General features: G+C 71.7%; 19 protein-coding genes and 1 pseudogene. 4 read left to right on the forward strand and 16 right to left on the reverse strand.

Annotated features, from left to right (window positions below; genetic code table 11):
* Positions 1 to 34: 34 nt before the first annotated feature.
* The 7 genes from LJ657_RS22240 to LJ657_RS22270 all read right to left on the reverse strand — a co-directional run bounded on the left by LJ657_RS22240 (position 35) and on the right by LJ657_RS22270 (position 6,373).
* Entirely contained in the window at positions 35 to 394 is a 360-nt protein-coding gene (locus LJ657_RS22240; RefSeq protein ID WP_232650504.1) for an MmcQ/YjbR family DNA-binding protein, read from the reverse strand.
* Positions 395 to 471: 77 nt separating this feature from the next.
* Positions 472 to 1,005 carry a GNAT family N-acetyltransferase gene (locus LJ657_RS22245; RefSeq protein ID WP_232650505.1) on the reverse strand — a complete coding sequence of 178 codons (534 nt, stop codon included), beginning with the start codon at positions 1,003 to 1,005 and terminating at the stop codon, positions 472 to 474.
* Positions 1,002 to 1,586 (reverse strand): helix-turn-helix domain-containing protein, encoded by a 585-nt coding sequence (locus LJ657_RS22250; RefSeq protein ID WP_232650506.1) that lies wholly within the window; start codon positions 1,584 to 1,586, stop codon positions 1,002 to 1,004. Before LJ657_RS22250 ends, LJ657_RS22245 begins: the two co-directional genes overlap by 4 nt.
* Before the next feature lie 109 nt (positions 1,587 to 1,695).
* Entirely contained in the window at positions 1,696 to 2,598 is a 903-nt protein-coding gene (locus LJ657_RS22255; RefSeq protein ID WP_232650507.1) for a LysR family transcriptional regulator, read from the reverse strand.
* A 36-nt stretch (positions 2,599 to 2,634) separates the two neighbouring features.
* Entirely contained in the window at positions 2,635 to 3,828 is a 1,194-nt protein-coding gene (locus LJ657_RS22260; RefSeq protein WP_099932752.1) for a glycine C-acetyltransferase, read from the reverse strand.
* Positions 3,829 to 3,864: 36 nt separating this feature from the next.
* Positions 3,865 to 4,893 (reverse strand): L-threonine 3-dehydrogenase, encoded by a 1,029-nt coding sequence (gene tdh, locus LJ657_RS22265; protein WP_232650508.1) that lies wholly within the window; start codon positions 4,891 to 4,893, stop codon positions 3,865 to 3,867.
* Positions 4,894 to 5,434: 541 nt separating this feature from the next.
* A complete protein-coding gene (locus LJ657_RS22270; protein ID WP_269786796.1) occupies positions 5,435 to 6,373 on the reverse strand; it encodes a LysR family transcriptional regulator in 939 nt (312 codons plus the stop codon).
* A gap of 108 nt (positions 6,374 to 6,481) precedes the next feature.
* Here LJ657_RS22270 and LJ657_RS22275 point away from each other — a divergent pair, with 108 nt between their 5' ends.
* From LJ657_RS22275 to LJ657_RS22285, 3 genes are all read left to right on the forward strand, one after another.
* Complete coding sequence (locus LJ657_RS22275; RefSeq protein WP_232650722.1) at positions 6,482 to 6,787, forward strand: muconolactone Delta-isomerase family protein; 306 nt, start codon at positions 6,482 to 6,484, stop codon at positions 6,785 to 6,787.
* The gene (locus tag LJ657_RS22280; protein ID WP_232650510.1) at positions 6,784 to 8,022 is read left to right on the forward strand and encodes a YbfB/YjiJ family MFS transporter; all 1,239 of its coding nucleotides are present in this window, start codon (positions 6,784 to 6,786) and stop codon (positions 8,020 to 8,022) included. The genes LJ657_RS22275 and LJ657_RS22280 overlap by 4 nt, the downstream gene beginning before the upstream one ends.
* Positions 8,023 to 8,264: 242 nt before the next feature.
* Positions 8,265 to 8,870 carry a GOLPH3/VPS74 family protein gene (locus LJ657_RS22285; protein WP_232650511.1) on the forward strand — a complete coding sequence of 202 codons (606 nt, stop codon included), beginning with the start codon at positions 8,265 to 8,267 and terminating at the stop codon, positions 8,868 to 8,870.
* A 179-nt stretch (positions 8,871 to 9,049) separates the two neighbouring features.
* On the opposite strand, the gene LJ657_RS22290 is transcribed toward LJ657_RS22285, so the two are convergent.
* From LJ657_RS22290 to LJ657_RS22330, 9 genes and pseudogenes are all read right to left on the reverse strand, one after another.
* Positions 9,050 to 9,631 carry a GAF domain-containing protein gene (locus tag LJ657_RS22290; protein ID WP_232650512.1) on the reverse strand — a complete coding sequence of 194 codons (582 nt, stop codon included), beginning with the start codon at positions 9,629 to 9,631 and terminating at the stop codon, positions 9,050 to 9,052.
* A 60-nt stretch (positions 9,632 to 9,691) separates the two neighbouring features.
* Complete coding sequence (locus LJ657_RS22295) at positions 9,692 to 10,291, reverse strand: GTP-binding protein (protein ID WP_232650513.1); 600 nt, start codon at positions 10,289 to 10,291, stop codon at positions 9,692 to 9,694.
* Complete coding sequence (locus LJ657_RS22300; protein ID WP_232650723.1) at positions 10,269 to 10,640, reverse strand: DUF742 domain-containing protein; 372 nt, start codon at positions 10,638 to 10,640, stop codon at positions 10,269 to 10,271. The genes LJ657_RS22295 and LJ657_RS22300 overlap by 23 nt, the downstream gene beginning before the upstream one ends.
* Before the next feature lie 2 nt (positions 10,641 to 10,642).
* Positions 10,643 to 11,077, reverse strand: coding sequence for a roadblock/LC7 domain-containing protein (locus LJ657_RS22305; RefSeq protein ID WP_030936144.1), 435 nt, complete (start codon positions 11,075 to 11,077; stop codon positions 10,643 to 10,645).
* Positions 11,078 to 11,157: 80 nt separating this feature from the next.
* On the reverse strand, positions 11,158 to 13,392 hold the full coding sequence (locus LJ657_RS22310; RefSeq protein ID WP_232650514.1) for a sensor histidine kinase: 2,235 nt from the start codon (positions 13,390 to 13,392) through the stop codon (positions 11,158 to 11,160).
* Between the two features lie 384 nt (positions 13,393 to 13,776).
* Complete coding sequence (locus LJ657_RS22315; RefSeq protein WP_232650515.1) at positions 13,777 to 14,187, reverse strand: VOC family protein; 411 nt, start codon at positions 14,185 to 14,187, stop codon at positions 13,777 to 13,779.
* 111 nt (positions 14,188 to 14,298) lie between these two features.
* Positions 14,299 to 14,691 carry a helix-turn-helix domain-containing protein gene (locus LJ657_RS22320; RefSeq protein WP_232650516.1) on the reverse strand — a complete coding sequence of 131 codons (393 nt, stop codon included), beginning with the start codon at positions 14,689 to 14,691 and terminating at the stop codon, positions 14,299 to 14,301.
* Positions 14,692 to 14,845: 154 nt separating this feature from the next.
* Positions 14,846 to 15,634, reverse strand: a complete 789-nt coding sequence (locus LJ657_RS22325; protein WP_232650517.1) for a DUF429 domain-containing protein — start codon at positions 15,632 to 15,634, stop codon at positions 14,846 to 14,848.
* 215 nt (positions 15,635 to 15,849) lie between these two features.
* A pseudogene (locus LJ657_RS22330) lies at positions 15,850 to 16,017 on the reverse strand (TetR/AcrR family transcriptional regulator); the annotation flags it as partial.
* A gap of 237 nt (positions 16,018 to 16,254) precedes the next feature.
* Here LJ657_RS22330 and LJ657_RS22335 point away from each other — a divergent pair.
* Positions 16,255 to 16,686: an SDR family NAD(P)-dependent oxidoreductase gene (locus LJ657_RS22335; RefSeq protein WP_232650518.1), complete on the forward strand. Its 432-nt coding sequence runs from the start codon at positions 16,255 to 16,257 to the stop codon at positions 16,684 to 16,686.
* Positions 16,687 to 16,829 lie beyond the last annotated feature (143 nt).

A 16,829-nucleotide genomic window follows, 5' to 3' on the forward strand; every position in this document is an offset into this window, starting at 1 on the left:
ATGCCACGCGCCACTGACAACACTCGAAGCGTTTTCAGTCCGCGTCCGGAAGCCCCAACTCCGGGTAGGCGTCCAGCAGTCGGGGCGGGGCCGCCTGGCGCCAGGAGTCGGCGAGGATGTCGCGCAGTTCGCCCTCGTCCTCGATCGCGGCGAGGCGGGCCCTCACCCAGGCGAACTGCGCCTCGTGGTCCGCGATCCAGAACTTGCCCGGCTCGGCCAGCACCAGTTCGTCGCGCTCCTCCTTGGGGCAGCGCACGGCGATGGAGGTCTCGTCCTCGGGCAGCGTGGCGAACATCTTCCCCGCCACCCGGAACGTGGGCATGCTCCAGGCGACCTTCTCCGTCGTGTCCGGCAGAGCAAGGCAGATACGGCGTACGTCTTCGGCATCCGGCATGCTCCGCACCGTAGCCGCCGCCACTGACAATCACCTGGTGAGGCCATCGGGCGACAACCTGGTGAGAACGCAGGCAGCTACCGGGCGCGCGCGACGGGCGTCAGTTCCTTGAAGAAGATCGACGTCGGGCGCAGCACGCCGTCCGGTGCGGCGGCGTAGTCCGGTATCGCGCCGATCCGGGTCCAGCCGGCCGCACGGTAGAGGCGCTCGGCGAGGCTGTCGGTCTCGGTGTCGAGGTGCAGCAGGGTGAGGCCGGCCGCGGCTGCCGCCGCCTCGGCGGTGGTCAGGAGTGTGCGGCCGAGGCCCTGCCCCCGGGCGTCCCGGTGCACCATCAGTTTGACCAGTTCGGCGCGGTGGCGGCTGTTGGGCTTGTCCGGGAAGGCCAGGCTGACGGTGCCCACCAGTCGCTCCCCGTCGTGCGCCGCCCACACGGCGAGCTGCCCGGCGGCGACGCCCGCGGCGCGCTCCCTCCACCAGGCGAGGGCCTCCGCGCGGTCGAGCGGTGCGAGAAAGCCGACGGAGGCACCGCCGTCGACCGTGTCGACCAGGAGGTCGGCCAACGCGTCCACGCGCGCGTGCAGTTCATCGCAGTCCAGCCGGTTCACGATCACGGCAGCACCACCGCCAGGACGTATCGCACGTCGTCCGGTCCCGCGCACCGGAACCTCGTCGGCCCCCACACCCGCAACCGTAGACAGTCCCCGGTGGCGAGGTGGTGCTCCACCTCCTGTGCCGTCACCTCCAGTGCTCCTTCCAGAACCCAGATGTGCTGTTCCAGGCCGCGCACGGGGGGCCGGTCGTAGGCGATGTCGGCGCCCGCGGTCAGCCGGCCCTCGACGAGTTCGCCGCGCAGCCCGGCATGCGGCGGCGACACGGAACGTCGTACGAAACCGGAGGCCCGGTCCTCCCACACCTGTTGCTCTGCGGCGGGTACCAGCAGCGTGGGTTCGGCCTCCACCTCGCTGAGCAGCTGCGACATGGTCCGCCCGTACACGCCGCACAGACGGTTCAGGAGCGAGGCGGTGGGGCTGATCTCGGCCCGCTCGGCGCGGGAGAGGGTCGAGCGGCTGACCCCGCTGCGTTCCGCCAACTCCCCCAGGGACCAACCTCGTTCGGCCCGTAGCTCGGCCAGGCGCGCGCCCAGCCGGGTGTCGACGGGGTCCGGCCCCGCCTCAACAACGCCCTGTTTCATATTCGGGATGCTATCCCATATCAAGGACGCGTAGGCGGCTTGATGTTTTCGCGCTGCAAGTGGCCGCACGCTGCATGTTCGCGGCAGGTTGCCGTGCCCACGCCTCCGCCTACACCCGCGCCGCCTCGTCGAGCGCGTCCAGCACAGGCCGGATCAGCGGGTGCTCCTCGGCTCCACGGCGTACCGCCGCGAAGACCCGGCGGGTGGGCGCGAGCCCGTCCACCGGCCGTACGACCACGCCCGTGAGGTCCATTCCGCGGAGCGCCGAACGCGGTACGAGGGCCACGCCCGCGTCCGCCGAGGCCAGCGCGACGACGGCCCGGAAGTCGTCCGAGGAGTGCTCCAGGCGCGGCTGGAATCCGGCGCTCTCGCAGGCCAGCACGACCACTTCGTGGCAGGGGTTGCCGGGGTACGGGCCGATCCACGGGTCCTTGGCCAGGTCGGCCAGCGGGATCTCGGTGGCGTCGGCCAGCCGATGGCTCACCGGGACGACCGCGTCGAAGGGCTCGGCGTACAGCGGTACGTGGGTCAGGCGCGGGTCGTCCGCGGACGGCGCCCCGCGGTACTCGACCGCCACCGCGACGTCGACCTGGCGGTCCAGGACCATCGGCAGGCTGGCGTCGCCCTCGGCGTCCTGGACGCGGATGCGGATGCCGGGTGCGGAGGAGGCGAGGCGCGCCACAGCCGGCGCCACGACCTGGGCGATGCCGGTCGCGAAGGACGCGACGGTGACCGTGCCGGCTGCGCCCGACCCATATGCGGCGAGCTCGGCCTCCGCCCGCTCCAGTTGGGCGAGGACCGCGTTGGTGTGGCTGAGCAGGATCTCGCCGGCCGGAGTCAGCCGTACGCCCTTGGCGCTGCGCTCGACCAGGCGATGGCCCGTCTCCTGCTCCAGCGCCGTCAGCTGCTGGGAGACGGCGGAGGGCGTGAGATACAGCGCGGCGGCAGCCGCCGTCACCGTGCGGTGGTCGGCCACCGCACGGAGGATGTGGAGCCGCCGCGCTTCGATCATGGGATCGATTATCTCAATATGTCCGGGACGGCCGGATCAGGCCTCCAGTTCCGCCCGCGCCGCCACGAAGGCGTCGACGGCCCGGTTGACGTCGTCCGTCGAGTGCGCGGCGGACAGCTGGACGCGGATGCGGGCCTGGCCCTGCGGCACCACCGGGTAGGAGAAGCCGATCACGTACACGCCCCGCTCAAGCAGCAGCTCCGCGAGGCGGCCTGCCCTGGTCGCGTCGCCGATCATCACGGGTGCGATGGCGTGGTCGCCGGGGAGGATCTCGAAGCCCTCCTCGGTCATCCGGCGGCGGAACAGCGCGGTGTTCTCGGCGAGCCGGATGCGCAGGTCGTCGGCCGACTCCAGCAGGTCGAGGACCTTGAGGGAGGCCGCGGCGATCACCGGGGCGAGCGTGTTCGAGAAGAGGTACGGCCGCGAGCGCTGGCGCAGCAGGGCGACGATCTCGGCGCGCGCCGCGACGTAGCCGCCCGAGGCTCCGCCGAGCGCCTTGCCCAGCGTGCCCGTGATGATGTCGACGCGGTCCATGACGCCGTGCAGTTCGGGGGTGCCGCGGCCGCCGGGTCCGACGAAGCCGACGGCGTGTGAGTCGTCGACCATGACCATGGCGTCGTAGCGGTCGGCGAGGTCGCAGATCTCGCGCAGCGGGGCCACATAGCCGTCCATGGAGAAGACGCCGTCGGTGACGATCAGGCGGCGCCGGGCGTCGGACGCGTCCTTCAACTGCCGTTCCAGGTCGGCCAGATCGCGGTTGGCGTAGCGGAAGCGGCGGGCCTTGGACAGTCGGATGCCGTCGATGATCGACGCGTGGTTCAGGGCGTCGGAGATGACGGCGTCCTCAGGGCCGAGCAGCGTCTCGAAGACACCTCCGTTGGCGTCGAAGCAGGAGGAGTACAGGATCGTGTCCTCCTGGCCGAGGAAGGCGGAGAGTCGCGCTTCCAGCTCCTTGTGCACCTCCTGGGTGCCGCAGATGAAGCGGACCGACGCCATCCCGTAGCCCCAGCGGTCCAGGGCCTGGTGCGCGGCGGCGACGACCTCGGGGTGGTCGGCGAGGCCGAGGTAGTTGTTGGCGCAGAAGTTGAGGACCTCGCCGGGGCGGCCGCCCGCGGTGACGTTCACGGTCGCGGACTGCGGGGTGCCGATGACGCGCTCGGGCTTGTGCAGGCCGGCGGCGCGGATCTCGTCGAGGGTGGCGCGCAGGTCGTCGCGCACGGAGTCGAACATGGGGAGGCTCCTGAAAGTGCTGGCGGGTGAAGGGGGTTACACGGTCCAGTCGAGGATGACCTTGCCGCCGCGGCCGCTCGCCGCGTCGGCGAACGCCGCCTCGAAGTCGCCGTACCCGTACCGGCCGGTGATCACGGGTGACAGGTCGAGGCCGCCTTCGAGCAGCACCGACATGGCGTACCAGGTCTCGAACATCTCCCTGCCGTAGATGCCCTTGATGGTGATCATCGAGGTGACGACGCGGGCCCAGTCGACCGGGAACTCCTGGGCGGGCAGTCCGAGCATGGCGATACGGCCGCCGTGCGTCATGTTGGCGATCATGTCGCGCATGGCCTCGGGGCGGCCGGACATCTCCAGGCCGATGTCGAAGCCCTCGCGCAGCCCCAGCTCGCGCTGCCCGTCCGCGATTTCCGACTCCGCCACGTTCAGCGCGAGGCTCACGCCGATCTTCCTCGCCAGCTCCAGCCGCTCCTCGCTGACGTCGGTGATCACGACGTTGCGGGCGCCCGCGTGCCGTGCCACCGCGGCGGCCATCAGACCGATCGGTCCGGCCCCCGTGATGAGCACGTCCTCGCCGACCAGCGGAAAGGAGAGCGCCGTGTGCACGGCGTTCCCGAACGGGTCGAAGATCGCGGCGATGTCGAGGTCCACCGGCACCCGGTGCACCCACACATTGGACGCGGGCAGGGCGACGTACTCGGCGAAGGCCCCGTCCCGTCCGACGCCGAGCCCGACGGTGGCCCGGCACAGGTGCCGCCGCCCGGCGAGGCAGTTGCGGCACTTCCCGCAGACGAGGTGCCCCTCGCCGCTCACCCGGTCGCCTATGGCGATGTCCGCGACATCACGCCCGGTCTCCACGACCTCGCCGACGAACTCGTGCCCGACCACCAGCGGCGTTCGGATGGCCTGCTGCGCCCAGCCGTCCCAGGCCCGGATGTGCAGATCGGTGCCGCAGATGCCGGTGCGCAGCACCTTGATCAGTACGTCGCCGGGTCCGACGGCCGGCTCCGCGACGTCCGCGAGCCACAGCCCGGGCTCCGCCTTCTCCTTGACCAGCGCCTTCAACGCTACGGCTCCTGTGGGTGCGACCCCGGGCCCGGGCATGCCGAAGGCGCCCGTATCCGGGGAGAGGGGTGGAATCGCGTAGCAATCTGCCGTACGACGCCACCCCCGGTCCATCGAGGATTTCTTAACCCGCGCCGCAGCTGCGCTTCACGCCCGGCCCGCCCGCCTCATGCCTGCTCCCTCGGCATACGCGGCCAACTCCCCGTCCGGCGCCGGAATCTCAGCTACGACGCCGCCTCACGACAAGGCCGACTCGATCATGGTTGTGCTTCTGCGGGTTCGCCTGCTCGGACTGGTCGTCCGTTCTCGCCTGGGAGAGCGGCACGGGGCGCGGATCCGCCCAGCCCGGCACACAGGTGGTCGAGTGGATCGTGGACTGAGTCACGGCCGGGCTGAGGGCTCCTGACTGCCCGCGCGGCGCGGTGGGCAGCGGGGTGCGAGTCCGCGGACTCCTCGCTCCAGGTGCTTGCGTGCGCATGGCGTGGAAGTGGACATCGACCGTGCGTCCTCCTGCCTGGAAGCCGCATGCTCCCAGCCCGAGTCAGCCCGGGAGCGCGTATGGATCGTCGGCTGGCAGCCAGGCGTCCGCGGCGTGGATGCCGAGGTCGCCGACGTCCTTGCACAGGGCGTCGGCGGCGGCGAGGACTCCGGTGCGGTCCTCGGTCTCGCTCCAGACCAGGGACCACGTCCAGTAGACCTTCGGGGCGACGATCTCGCGGCGGACCAGGTCGGGTGGGAGCGGAGTGGCCTGTCCCTTGGGCGAGTTGAGGATCGGGCGGCGGCAGCGGCGGACGTGGTCGAAGAAGGCGGGGCCGGTGACGGCGCCGTCGGAGATGCGTACCTTGCGGGCCCCGGTGGCCTGCGCGAGCTCCTCGGCGTACACGTTCCAGGAGGCCCAGGAGGTGAGGTCGTCGTCGATGAGGACGTCGGTGTCCTGGACCGCCACATCCGGCACGTCTTTGGTGTCGCCGCCCTTGGCGACGGCGTACAGCCGGTCGGCGCCGATCAGCCGGGCCCGCAGCCCGAGCCGCTTGAGATCCTCGGCCCGCAGCCAGCAAACGGCGAGGTCCAGGCTGCCGTCGGCGACCCGGGCGGCCTGGGTGTGCGAGGGGGCGACCCAGGCGTCGACATGCACGCGGGCGACCGCGGCCGTACGTGAAGTCAGGTCCGGGGGAAGCCAGTTGACGTAACCGAGCCGTACCGACTGGGAGCCGGACAGTCGGCCGGCCCGGCGTTTGAGGTCGTCGGCCCGTTCCAGCAGGGCACGGGTGTGCGGGAGCAGGTCGGCTCCGGCGGGGGTGAGGGAGACCGAGCGGCGGTCCCGGTCGAACAGCCGGACGCCCAGGTCCCGTTCGAGGGCCTTGATCTGCTGGGAGAGCGAGGGGCCCGCGATGAGCAGCCGCTCGGCGGCCCGGCCGAAGTTCAGTTCCTCGGCGACCGCGACGAAGTAGCGCAGCTGGCGCAGTTCCACGCGCGCCATGCTACGCGCGCTGGGAGGCTGCGCCTATCAGAAGCGAGGAAGCCGGTCGTGGCATCGGTGCTGGTCACGGGCGCACGATGGGCCCACCTACGACGATCGGAGCACATCATGCGCGAGTTCCTGGTCGAGATCACCACCACCGTCCCCGAGGGCACCGGCCAGGACGACGAGGTCGACCGGCGGCGGGCCGCCGAGGCCGTCTGTGCGCGGGAGCTGGCCACCACCGGCCATCTGGCCCGACTGTGGCGCCCCGTGGGCGAGTTGCGCAGTATCGGCGTGTGGCGGGCCGCCGACGAGGAGGAGCTGCACGAGAAGGTGCTCGGCACGCTGCCGCTGCGCCCGTGGATGACGGTCGCCGTCACCCCGCTCGAGTCACACCCCAACGATCCGGGGCGGGTCGACGGCAGCCGATGAGCACCCCCTCCTCTCCCTGGACCCATGTCGCCCGGGCCGCGGCAGCGCTCGCGGCGGGCATGGGAGTCGGCCGCTTCGTCTACACGCCGATCCTGCCCCTGATGCACACCCAGACAGGCTTGTCCGCCGGTGCGGGAGCCGACCTGGCTACCGCCAACTACGTCGGCTATCTCTTCGGGGCGCTCGCGGGCATCCTGCTGCCCACCCTGGTGCGATCGCGTAGTGTCCTGCGCGGTTCCCTGCTGGCGCTGACGGCGACACTGGCCGCGATGCCGCTCACCCACAGCACCGCGGCGTGGGGCGTGCTGCGGCTGCTGGCCGGGGTGGTGAGCGCCCTGGTGTTCGTGGTCGCGGCCAGTTCCCTCCTCCACCACCTGCGCGGGCACCCGGCGCACCTGCCCGGCTGGGCCATCGGCGGCGTCGGCGCCAGCATCGCGCTGTCCGGCCTGCTGCTCCTGGTGCTGCGGTCCGTCGCGGACTGGCGGGCCGCCTGGTGGGCCTCGGCCGCGCTCACCGCGCTGCTCACCGTCGGCTCGTGGAACCTGCGGCCGGAGACGGCTGCGCCGGTGAGCCGCGAGAGGTCGGACAGTACGGCGCCTCGCACGCACCGCTGGTTCGGTGCGCTGCTCGTGAGCTACTCCCTGGAGGGCATCGGCTACATCGTCGCCGGTACCTTCCTGGTCGCGGCGGTCGGCCAGGGCTCCCCCGGCTGGGTCGGCAACGGCTCCTGGGTGCTGGTGGGACTGGCCGCCGTTCCGTCCCCGGCGCTGTGGGCGTGGCTGGGACGCCGCTGGTCCCGGCCCTCGCTGCTGCTCACCGCGCTGGTGGTGCAGGCGCTCGGCATCGCCCTGCCCGCCCTGGTCGGCGGAACGGCTGCCGCACTCGTCTCGGCGGTGCTGTTCGGGGGCACGTTCCTGGGCATCAGCATGCTCGCCCTGACCACCGGGGTCCACCTGCGCTTCCCCCGCTCGGTGGCGCTGCTGACCGCCGGATACTCCGTCGGCCAGATCCTGGGCCCGCTCGCCGTCGCCCCGCTGCTGCACCACGGCTACCACCGGGCGCTGCTACTGGCCGCTCTCGTGGTCCTCGCCGCGGCGGCGGCCGCCGCCGTGCTGCGGATCGGCTTCCCGCACCACATGGTCGTAGTACGACACACAACGCCGCCGCAGCAGCGAGAATCGACCGAGGACGTCCGGCCCGCTGAGGGCCTGTCCGGCGGACCAGGGCGGCTGTAGGTAACGTCGCCTTGCAGCCGGGCGGAGCGGGTCCGGCGCGTGCAGCTGCTGGGCGGCGGAGGGTGTCGACGCGAAGCGTCGGCAACCGACGACTACACCGCTGGGGCGGCGCCTCCACGCCTTTACGGCAGCGGGGGCGGGCGTGCCGGCCCCCGCCCCGCCGGCATGATCCGCCGGACAGGCCCCTGAGGCCGGCTCCGACGCTCTCGCCCCGCACTCGGCCAACTGACATGGAGCCGCCGATGAACACCGCACGGGACCTCGCGATCGTCGCCCTGGACGCGGCGCCCAGCCGCCATGTCCACCAGGGCGAACTGTCGCTCGCACTCGCGGGAGCCGAGGTGCTCGACCTCATCGAGGCCCTGGCGCTCGCCCTGGACGGTGACCGTATCCACCCCAGCGCCCCGTCACCCACGGGCGACCGCCTGTTGGACGAGGCCGCCTCCTCCCTCCTACGACACGAGCCGTACGAGTCGGTCGAGGAGTGGCTGTGGCGCAGGGGCCGCGGGTTGTCCTCGGCCTACGTCGACGACCTGGAGCGGGCGGGGCTGACCGCCCGGCCGCGCGGGCGCCGGATTCCGCTGCGGAGCGGGCGGGCCGAGCTGGTCGACTCAGCGGCCCGCCGCCAGGCCGAGGAGCGCTGGGCATCGGGCGAACCGGTCCTCGCCGCCCTTGCTGCCGCCGCCGGGATCCACGAGGAACAGGCCGAGGACCAGGACGGCCTCTCGGGTGAGGCGGTCACGACCGTACTGGCCGCCGTCGGCGACGCGGTGATGGAGCTGGAGGCCGTACGACAGCGGAAGGCGATCGAGGACGCGGCGTTCGACAACGTCTGGCGCGGCTACTGAGCGCTCCGCGGGCTGTGCCGATGTGTGGCTCCGCCGCGGGGCTGCGATGGGCCGTCAGCCGTCAGCGGCTCCGTCGTGGCTGTTCACGCCGTTCCCCGCGCCCCATCGGGGGCGTCGCCGAACCGCGGCGGGCTGCGCCTTGGCCCAGCTCAGCTCCGGGAGAGGCTGCCGTACAAGCGTCACAGCAGCGGGAGCCCGTCCGCCTCCCGTCGCTCCAGCCGGGCGACCAGGTCGGCCGCGGTCGACTTGATGGTCTCCAGGCCGGGCCTGCCCCAGGGCCGTGGCTCCACGTCGACGACGCACACGGTGCCGAGCACCATCCCCGTGCTGTCGATCAGCGGGGCGCCCAGATAGGAGCGGATGCCGAACTCGTCGACCACCGGATTGCCCGCGAACCGCGGGTAGTCGCAGACGTCCTCCAGGACCAGCGCCTTGCGCCGGACCACCACATGCGGGCAGAAGCCGTGGTCGCGGGCGAGTTCACGGCCCAGCACCGGCGTGGTGCCGTCGGCCTTCACCACGGGCCGGGCGACGTCCGAGAGGTGCAGACCCGCGAAGAACTGCCGGTTCTCGTCGATGAAGTTGACCATGGCGTATGGCGCCCCGGTGAGCTCGGCGAGGTGGTCCGCGTAGGCGTCGAGGGCGGGGTCCGGGTGTTCCGCGAGGCCCAGTTGGCCCAGGCGCCGGGCCCGGGCGGGGGCCTCCTTGTCCTCGGGGGTGAGCAGCAGACGACCGGCCGGGCGCGCCGGGTCGTACCTCATGGGCGGGCTCCGTCACTGTGGACGCAGGGCATATACGGGCTCCGTGGAGGTGTGCGGGGATCACATGTGGGCGCCGTGGCTCGGCGCGTGTGCCGGGGCGTGGGCGATGAGGTGCCGTACGAGGGTCAGCAGGGTCTGCACTCCTGAGCTGGAGATCCGGGCGTCGCAGCGCACGACGGGGATCGCCGGGTCGAGGTCGATGGCGGCGCGGACCTCCTCGGGGTCGTAGCGGTACGAGCCGTCGAACTCGTTGATCGCGACGATGAAGCCGAGGCCGCGCTGCTCGAAGAAGTCGACCGCCGCGAAGCACTCCTCCAGGCGGCGGGTGTCGGCGAGGATGACCGCGCCGAGCGCGCCCTCGGAGAGCTCGTCCCACATGAACCAGAACCGCTCCTGCCCGGGCGTGCCGAACAGATACAGCACATGCTCCGGGTCGAGTGTTATCCGGCCGAAGTCCATGGCCACCGTCGTCTCGACCTTGTTCTCGATCCCTTCGAGACTGTCGGTCGCGGCGCTGACCGTGGTGAGCAGCTCCTCAGTACTGAGCGGCGCGATCTCGCTGACCGCGCCCACGAAGGTCGTCTTGCCTACTCCGAACCCGCCCGCCACAAGGATCTTGAGTGCGGTGGGGAAGGGGTCAGAGCTGTCGTCGTAGTCCATCGAGCACTGCCTCCAGAAGGGCCCGGTCAGTCGGGTTGTGGTGGAACTCGGGGGGCTTGGTGGTGAGCGCCCCGCAGTCGACGAGGTCGGACAGCAGCACCTTGGTGACCACCGCCGGCAGCTTCAGTTGGCCGGCGACCTCGGCGACCGAGACGGGCGCGCGGCACAGGTCGAGCGCCTGCGCGTGTTCGGGGCCGAGGTAGCCGAGGGGGGTGGCTCCGGTGGCCATCACGTGCGACAGGAGGTCGAGCGCGATGGTGGGCCGGGTGCGTCCGTTGCTGACCGTGAAAGGGCGCACCAGGCGACCGGCCGCGTCGTCGAGCCAGGGCCCGTCGCCGACCGCCGCCACGCTCAAGGCCTCATCGCCGTGGGTTCGACGGCGTGCTGCCGGGGCGCGGTGACCAGGTAGGGGCGGACGCTCTTGACCAGCATCGCCATCTCGTAGCCGAGCACGGCCGCGTCGGCCTCGCGGCCGGCCAGTACGGCGAGACAGGTGCCGGAGCCGGCGGTGGTCACGAACAGCAGGGTCGAGTCGAGTTCGACGACGACCTGGCGGACGTCTCCGCCGTCGCCGAAGCGGACTCCGGCGCTGCGGCCGAGGGAGTACAGGCCGGAGGCCAGCGCGGCCATGTGGTCGGCGCTGTCCGGGTCGAGGCCGTGGACCGACTTCACGAGCCCGTCGCAGGAGAGGAGTACCGCACTGGTCGTGTGGGGTACGCGCTGCACGAGGCCGCTCATCAGCCAGTCGAGATCGGATACATGGCCGGTCGGCGCATCGCTCGCCATGGTGGATCGACTCCTTGGGGTACGAAGGTCCGCGGGAGCGGTGGGGGTGGGGGCGGAAACGGGGGTGGGGACAGAGCTGGTCATCCGGCTGGTGCGCTCCCGTCGTGCCGGGTGGGGTGGTCGGTGCCGCGCGCGGACGCGGGGCGCGCCTCGGCTATGTGGGCCGGGTCCATGTGCGATACGTCAATGGAGGGCGGCGGACTGGTGGCGGTGACGTCTGTGTGGAGAACGTCGAGGGGCGAGCTCGGAAGGATGGAGGCGGCCTCTGTATGGGCCGGGTCGGTGAGCGGGCGCGACTCGAAGCGCGTCGCCTGCCCCATGGGCTCGGAGACCATGTGTGCCGACTCCGTGCGGGGCGCCTGCGGATGTGCCGACTCCATGTGCGCCGACTCCATGTGTGTCGACTCCACGTGCGCCGACTCCACGTATGTCGGCTCCACGTGTGTCGAAGCCATGTGTTCCGGTTGCCAGTCCGGTTCCCAGTGCGCCGACGACGTGTGTACGGCCCCCGTGTACTCCGCGGACTCCGAGTATTCCGAGTGCTCCGACTCGAGGTTCTGCTGTGCCTCCGCCAGGCCGATGCCGCGCTGGAAGGCGGCCATCAGGCCCGGGTCGTGGGCGGCGAGGTACTCGGACTCCTGGCGCGGCGCCGGGCCGTCCCGCAGCTGGGGCGCGATGTGCTCCTGGGCTCGGCGGCGCGGGAGCTGGGGCTTGCCCATGGTGCCGCGGACGGTGCCGGTTCGGGGCGTGGGCGGCGTGGCCGCGTTCTCCGCGACGAGCCGCCGGTCGTCCGGCCGGACGCCGGGCACGGCCTCCGCGGGATTGGCCCGCTCCTCGTGGGCGCCGCGTACGGGGAGCGGTGCCGGTCCGCTGCCGCCCGCCGTGCCGCCGTTGAGTGCACTGCCGTTCGGCACGGCGGCGGGCGGTGTGGCCTCCCGCGGCTGCGTACCTCGCGGTGCGGACGGCGGGGGCGCTACGCGGTGCCCGACGGCCTCGGGGTGGGGGCCGGGCGGAACCTGCGGCTGGGACCGCGGTGGTACGGACGGCGCGGGTACCCCCATCACACCCGTGACACCGTGCGGCTGCGCCGCGCCCCCGGGAACACCGGGGGGCGAGCCCAGCAGCCCCTGCGGTACGACGAGCACGGCCTGGACTCCGCCGTAGATGTTGGTCTGCAAGCGGACGTTGATGCCGTGCCGCCGCGCGAGCTGCGAGACGACGAACAGGCCGATGCGGCCGTCCGCGAGCAGGCTGGCGACGTTGACCTGGTCGGGGTCGGCGAGCAGGGCGTTCATCTTCTTCTGCTCGCCGACCGGCATGCCGAGGCCGCGGTCCTCCACCTCGACGGCGAGTCCCGAGGTGACCAGGTTGGCACGCAGCAGGACCTGGGTGTGCGGGGCGGAGAACACCGTGGCGTTCTCGACGAGTTCGGCCAGCAGGTGGATGACGTCGGCGACGGCGTGGCCGCGCAGCGTGCCGTCGATCGGGGGCACCAGCTTGACCCGGGAGTACTGCTCGACCTCGGCGATGGCGGAGCGGAGCACCTCGGTCATGGAGACGGGGTTGCTCCACTGCCGGCGGGAGACGGCTCCACCGAGGACGGCGAGGTTCTCGGCATGGCGGCGGATCCGGGTGGCGAGGTGGTCGACGTGGAAGAGGCCCTTGAGCAGGTCGGGGTCCTCGATCTCGTTCTCCAGCTCGTCGAGGATGGAGATCTCCCGGTGCACCAGCGACTGCAGGCGCCGGGCGAGGTTGACGAAGACCTCCAGCTTCTGTTCGCTGCCCGCCTGGCTGGAGAGCTGGGCGGCCTGGACGACGGCGGTGACGGCGCCGTCGTACGCGCGGGTCAGGTCGGCAGCGAGCAGCTCGAAGTCGTCGGCGTCGTCCGCGGGAGAGCTGCGCGGCTTGCGCGGGGGCGGGGTGTCTCCGCGGCGCAGCGACTCGACGAGGGCGCGCAGGTCGGCCTCGCCGCGGGCGCTGACGCGACGCAGGGCGCCGATGCGCTCGCTCACGGATCTGGCGGTGCGCTGGGCGGCGACGGAGGCGATCAGGATGCCCGAGAGGGCCACCAGGGCGGCGCCGGCGAGCACGCCCCACAGGGCGAGGCCGGGCCGTGCTCCGGTGCTGCGGACCGTGAAGAGGACGGCCGCGCTCGCGCTCAGGGCGACCGCGATCGGCGGCAGCACGGCGAGCCGCAACAGCTGGGGCCGTATGTGCGTCTCGGGCAGCGGGGGCACTGGACGGGCAACCGGCCGTCCGTGCCGCCCGCCCTCGCGGCGGTCTGCGCGTGCGGCCGGTGCGCGAAGGTGAGACATCGGTGTCCTCGTCGTACTGATCCGTCGGTGCCTGGGGCGCGTGCTGCGCGGTCCGGGCATACGTTGCCCGATGGGCACTGACAGTAGTCGGCAACGCATCATGTGCGGTGGGCAGTTGACAAAGTCCCACGCACAGCGTCCCGCTCTGGTATGAGGACTCGTACGACAGACCGATAAACCCAGCGAGTGCGTGATCCAGCTGGATAATGGATCGATCAGAGCTGGTCAGAAGCGCTCAGCAAGAAAGGGCGAGGGCCGGGGAGCGCGCGCTCCCCGGCCCTCGCCGAATGCTCTTTTCTGTCCACCCGACAGCCCGCCGGGACGGTTTCGGGACGCTCACACACCTCCAGAAGTCATCCCCCGAACGTCACTCAGCGTATTGCGCTAGGCCTTCGGCTGGGTGAAGCGGATGCTGTTGCCGAAGGGGTCGCGCAGACCGCAGTCGATTCCGTACGGCCGTTCGGTGGGCTCCTCGGTGAACTCGACGCCCTTGGCCCTCAGCGTCTCGTACGTCTTGCGGCAGTCCTCGGTGCGGAAGATGAGGAAGCCGCCCGTCGCGCCCTTGGTCAGCAGCTCGCGGACCTGCTCCGCGGTCTCGTCGGACAGCCGCGGCGGACCGGGCCGCTCCAGCAGTACCTCACGGTCCGGCTGGCCGGGGACGTTGATGGTGAGCCAGCGCATGAAGCCGAGGTCGGCGTCGGTGTTGACCTCCAGGCCGAGCTTGCCGACATAGAAGTCGAGGGCCTCGTCCTGGTCGAGAACGTAGATCTGCGAGTGCGTGATTGCTGTGAACATGTGCCTCACGCTACGAGCCCGGCACCACGAAAACTTATCCAAAACTGCTCTGTCGGCCGAATGACGAGCAGAAGGACAAGCTGAAGAACGAGCGGAAGGACGAGCGGACTGTCAGGCGCTCGGCCGCATCCACGCCATCGTGAAACAGGTGGGGACGTTCAGGGCGACGGCCTGTTTGCGATACTCCCTCGGTGAGCGGCCGACGACGTCGCGGAAGGTGCGGCTGAAGGTGCCCGGGCTGCCGAAGCCGACCTCGAAGCAGACGTCCGTGATGCTGCGGTCGGTCTCCCGGAGCAGGAACATGGCGCGTTCGACGCGGCGGCGCTGGAGATAGCGGTGCGGTGTCTCGCCGAACGTGGCGCGGAAGGTGCGGGCGAAGTGCGCCGGGGAGACATGGGCGATACGGGCCAGGGCGGGCACGTCCAGCGGCTGCGCGTAGGCGCGGTCCATGGCGTCCCGGGCCCGCAGCATGCGGCGGTTGGTCTCTTCTGCGGCGCGGCTCACGGCGCCATCACACCATGGCTCGCCACTGAGGGGATGCGGTCGGGGTTCGTCCGCACCGAACCCGTCGTCCTCCCCGGCGCCTTGGGGGTGGAGTTCGGCCCGGCCGGCTACGTGCCGAGCTGGCGGCTCCCGCACACCCCCGTCGGCGATGTCGTCAGCGAAGGGCCGCGAGAACCCCGCCCGGCAGGTGGATCCAGCCCTCCTGCCCGGCGGCTGCGCGCTCCTCCGCAGTCTCAGGCCACCGCGTGTCCCCGACCAGGACGGCCCTCGCGACCAGTGCGCAGAGCAGGGCGTCGAGATGGTCGTGGCTGTCGGTGCACGTAGAGCGCACGGGCTCGGAGAGGGCCAGTCCCAGGCCCTCCTCGACCGCGAGAACGATGTGCTCGCGGACGTCGCGCGCTTCGGGCGTGGCACTCTTGTAGCTGCGGGCCGGGCGGATGCCCCACCGCCGCAGCGCGGCGGCCGGGTACACCTCGGCGACCTGGCCCGAACCGTCCCGGGGCACAGGAGTGCCGGTGGCCGCGAGTGCGTCCAGGAGACGGGCCGCGCGCAGCGCCACGACGCCCAGCAGATCGGTGGACACCGACAGCGGAGGGCGCATCGAGGTCGCCTTCCAGGTGAGGTCGTCGGTCAGCCGGAAACGCAGCGCGTCCAGTCCGGGCCGGCCGTCCGGGCGCCCCTCGAACCGCGCCGACGGCGGCAGACGCAGGCCCTGATGGTGGGCGAGGACCGTGGCCACGAAGCTCGACGGCCAGCCGATCGGGCAGTCGAGGCCGGTCTTGTCGGCGGCCCGGACCAGCGCCAGCAGGTCCTCGTCCCCTTCCGGCACGATGAACTCCACCGTCGGGGCACCGTCGGCTGCCCACACCGCACAGCACACGGCGGTACGCCGTGCACTCGCCGCCAGGTCGACCCCGACCGTCACCGTCTGCTGGTCCCTCATGCCCGGGATCCTCTCCTGGCATGACGGCCGGCTCACGGCCGCCCCCGTCGAAATCAGCCCGCCGATACCGTCTCGGGCTCCCCGGTTCCCTCCGCGGACTTGCCCTGCGCCGCGTAGCCCGCCTCGGCCTGGGCTTCGGCGCCGGAGTCGGCGGCCGTCTTGATCGCCGCCTTCGTGAGCACGTCCGCCGTCGGCCAGCCGCCCGCCGGGGCCCGTGCCTGCTTATTGCTGAAGTGCCGGGCGGAGGCGGCGTGGCTGACGCCGATGTCTCGACTGATCTGCCGCAGCGACAGGTTCGCGGATCCCTTTTCACGCAGCACGCGTTCCGCGCCGGCCAGCAGGACGGCCCGCAGGTCTCCATGGTGGTAGGGGCGTTGCGACACAGGCCCTCCCTCGCCGTTGCGTTTGCGCTGCCGGTCTTGGAGGGAGCACGGGCGGGGACTGATCGCCCGCCACCGCCTGGTCGGCTCAGGCGGTGTCAAGCCGGCTCGGACAGGACCGGGACGACAGGCGCTCCGCCTCAGTCACTGCTGATCCTGCGGTCCCACGGCGGCCATCGCCTTGTCGACGGCCGCCGCGAAGGTGCCGCTGGAGCCGCTCTCCAGCCACGCCTGCTGTGCATGGGCGGCAAGCTGGTCACGCCTCTGGGCGGCTGGTACCACGCCAGCAAGTACGCCGTCGAGGCGCTCAGCGACGCCCTGCGCATGGAGACCAGGCAGTTCGGGATCAACGTCGTGGTCGTCGAGCCCGGCTCGATCCGCACCGAATGGGGTGCCATCGCCGCCGAGACGCTCAAGGAGACCTCCAGCAAGGGCGCGTACTCCAACCTGGCCGAAGGCGTCGCCACGACCCTCGCCGCCAGCTCGCAGCCCGACGCGAAGATGACCTCCGCTCCGTCCGTCATCGGCAAGACCATCGTCAAGGCCGCAGGCGCCCGCCGCCCGCGCACCCGTTACCGGGTCGGCTTCGGCGCCGCCCCCACGATGTTCCTGCGCTGGCTGCTCCCGGACCGCGCCTTCGACTTCGTCATCCGCCGCGCCTTCGGCATCTGACCCCCATCCGAACCATCGGAACCCATCTGATCCCGGAAGGGATCTGTGAAGGACACGGCCATGTCAGCACTGACCAACAGCGTCCCTGTCGTCACGGGCGGACGTATCGGTCTCGGGCGCGCCCCTGTGCTCGAGGCCGCCCG

This window comes from Streptomyces guryensis (assembly GCF_021261325.1).
Classification (GTDB): Bacteria; Actinomycetota; Actinomycetes; order Streptomycetales; family Streptomycetaceae; genus Streptomyces; species Streptomyces guryensis.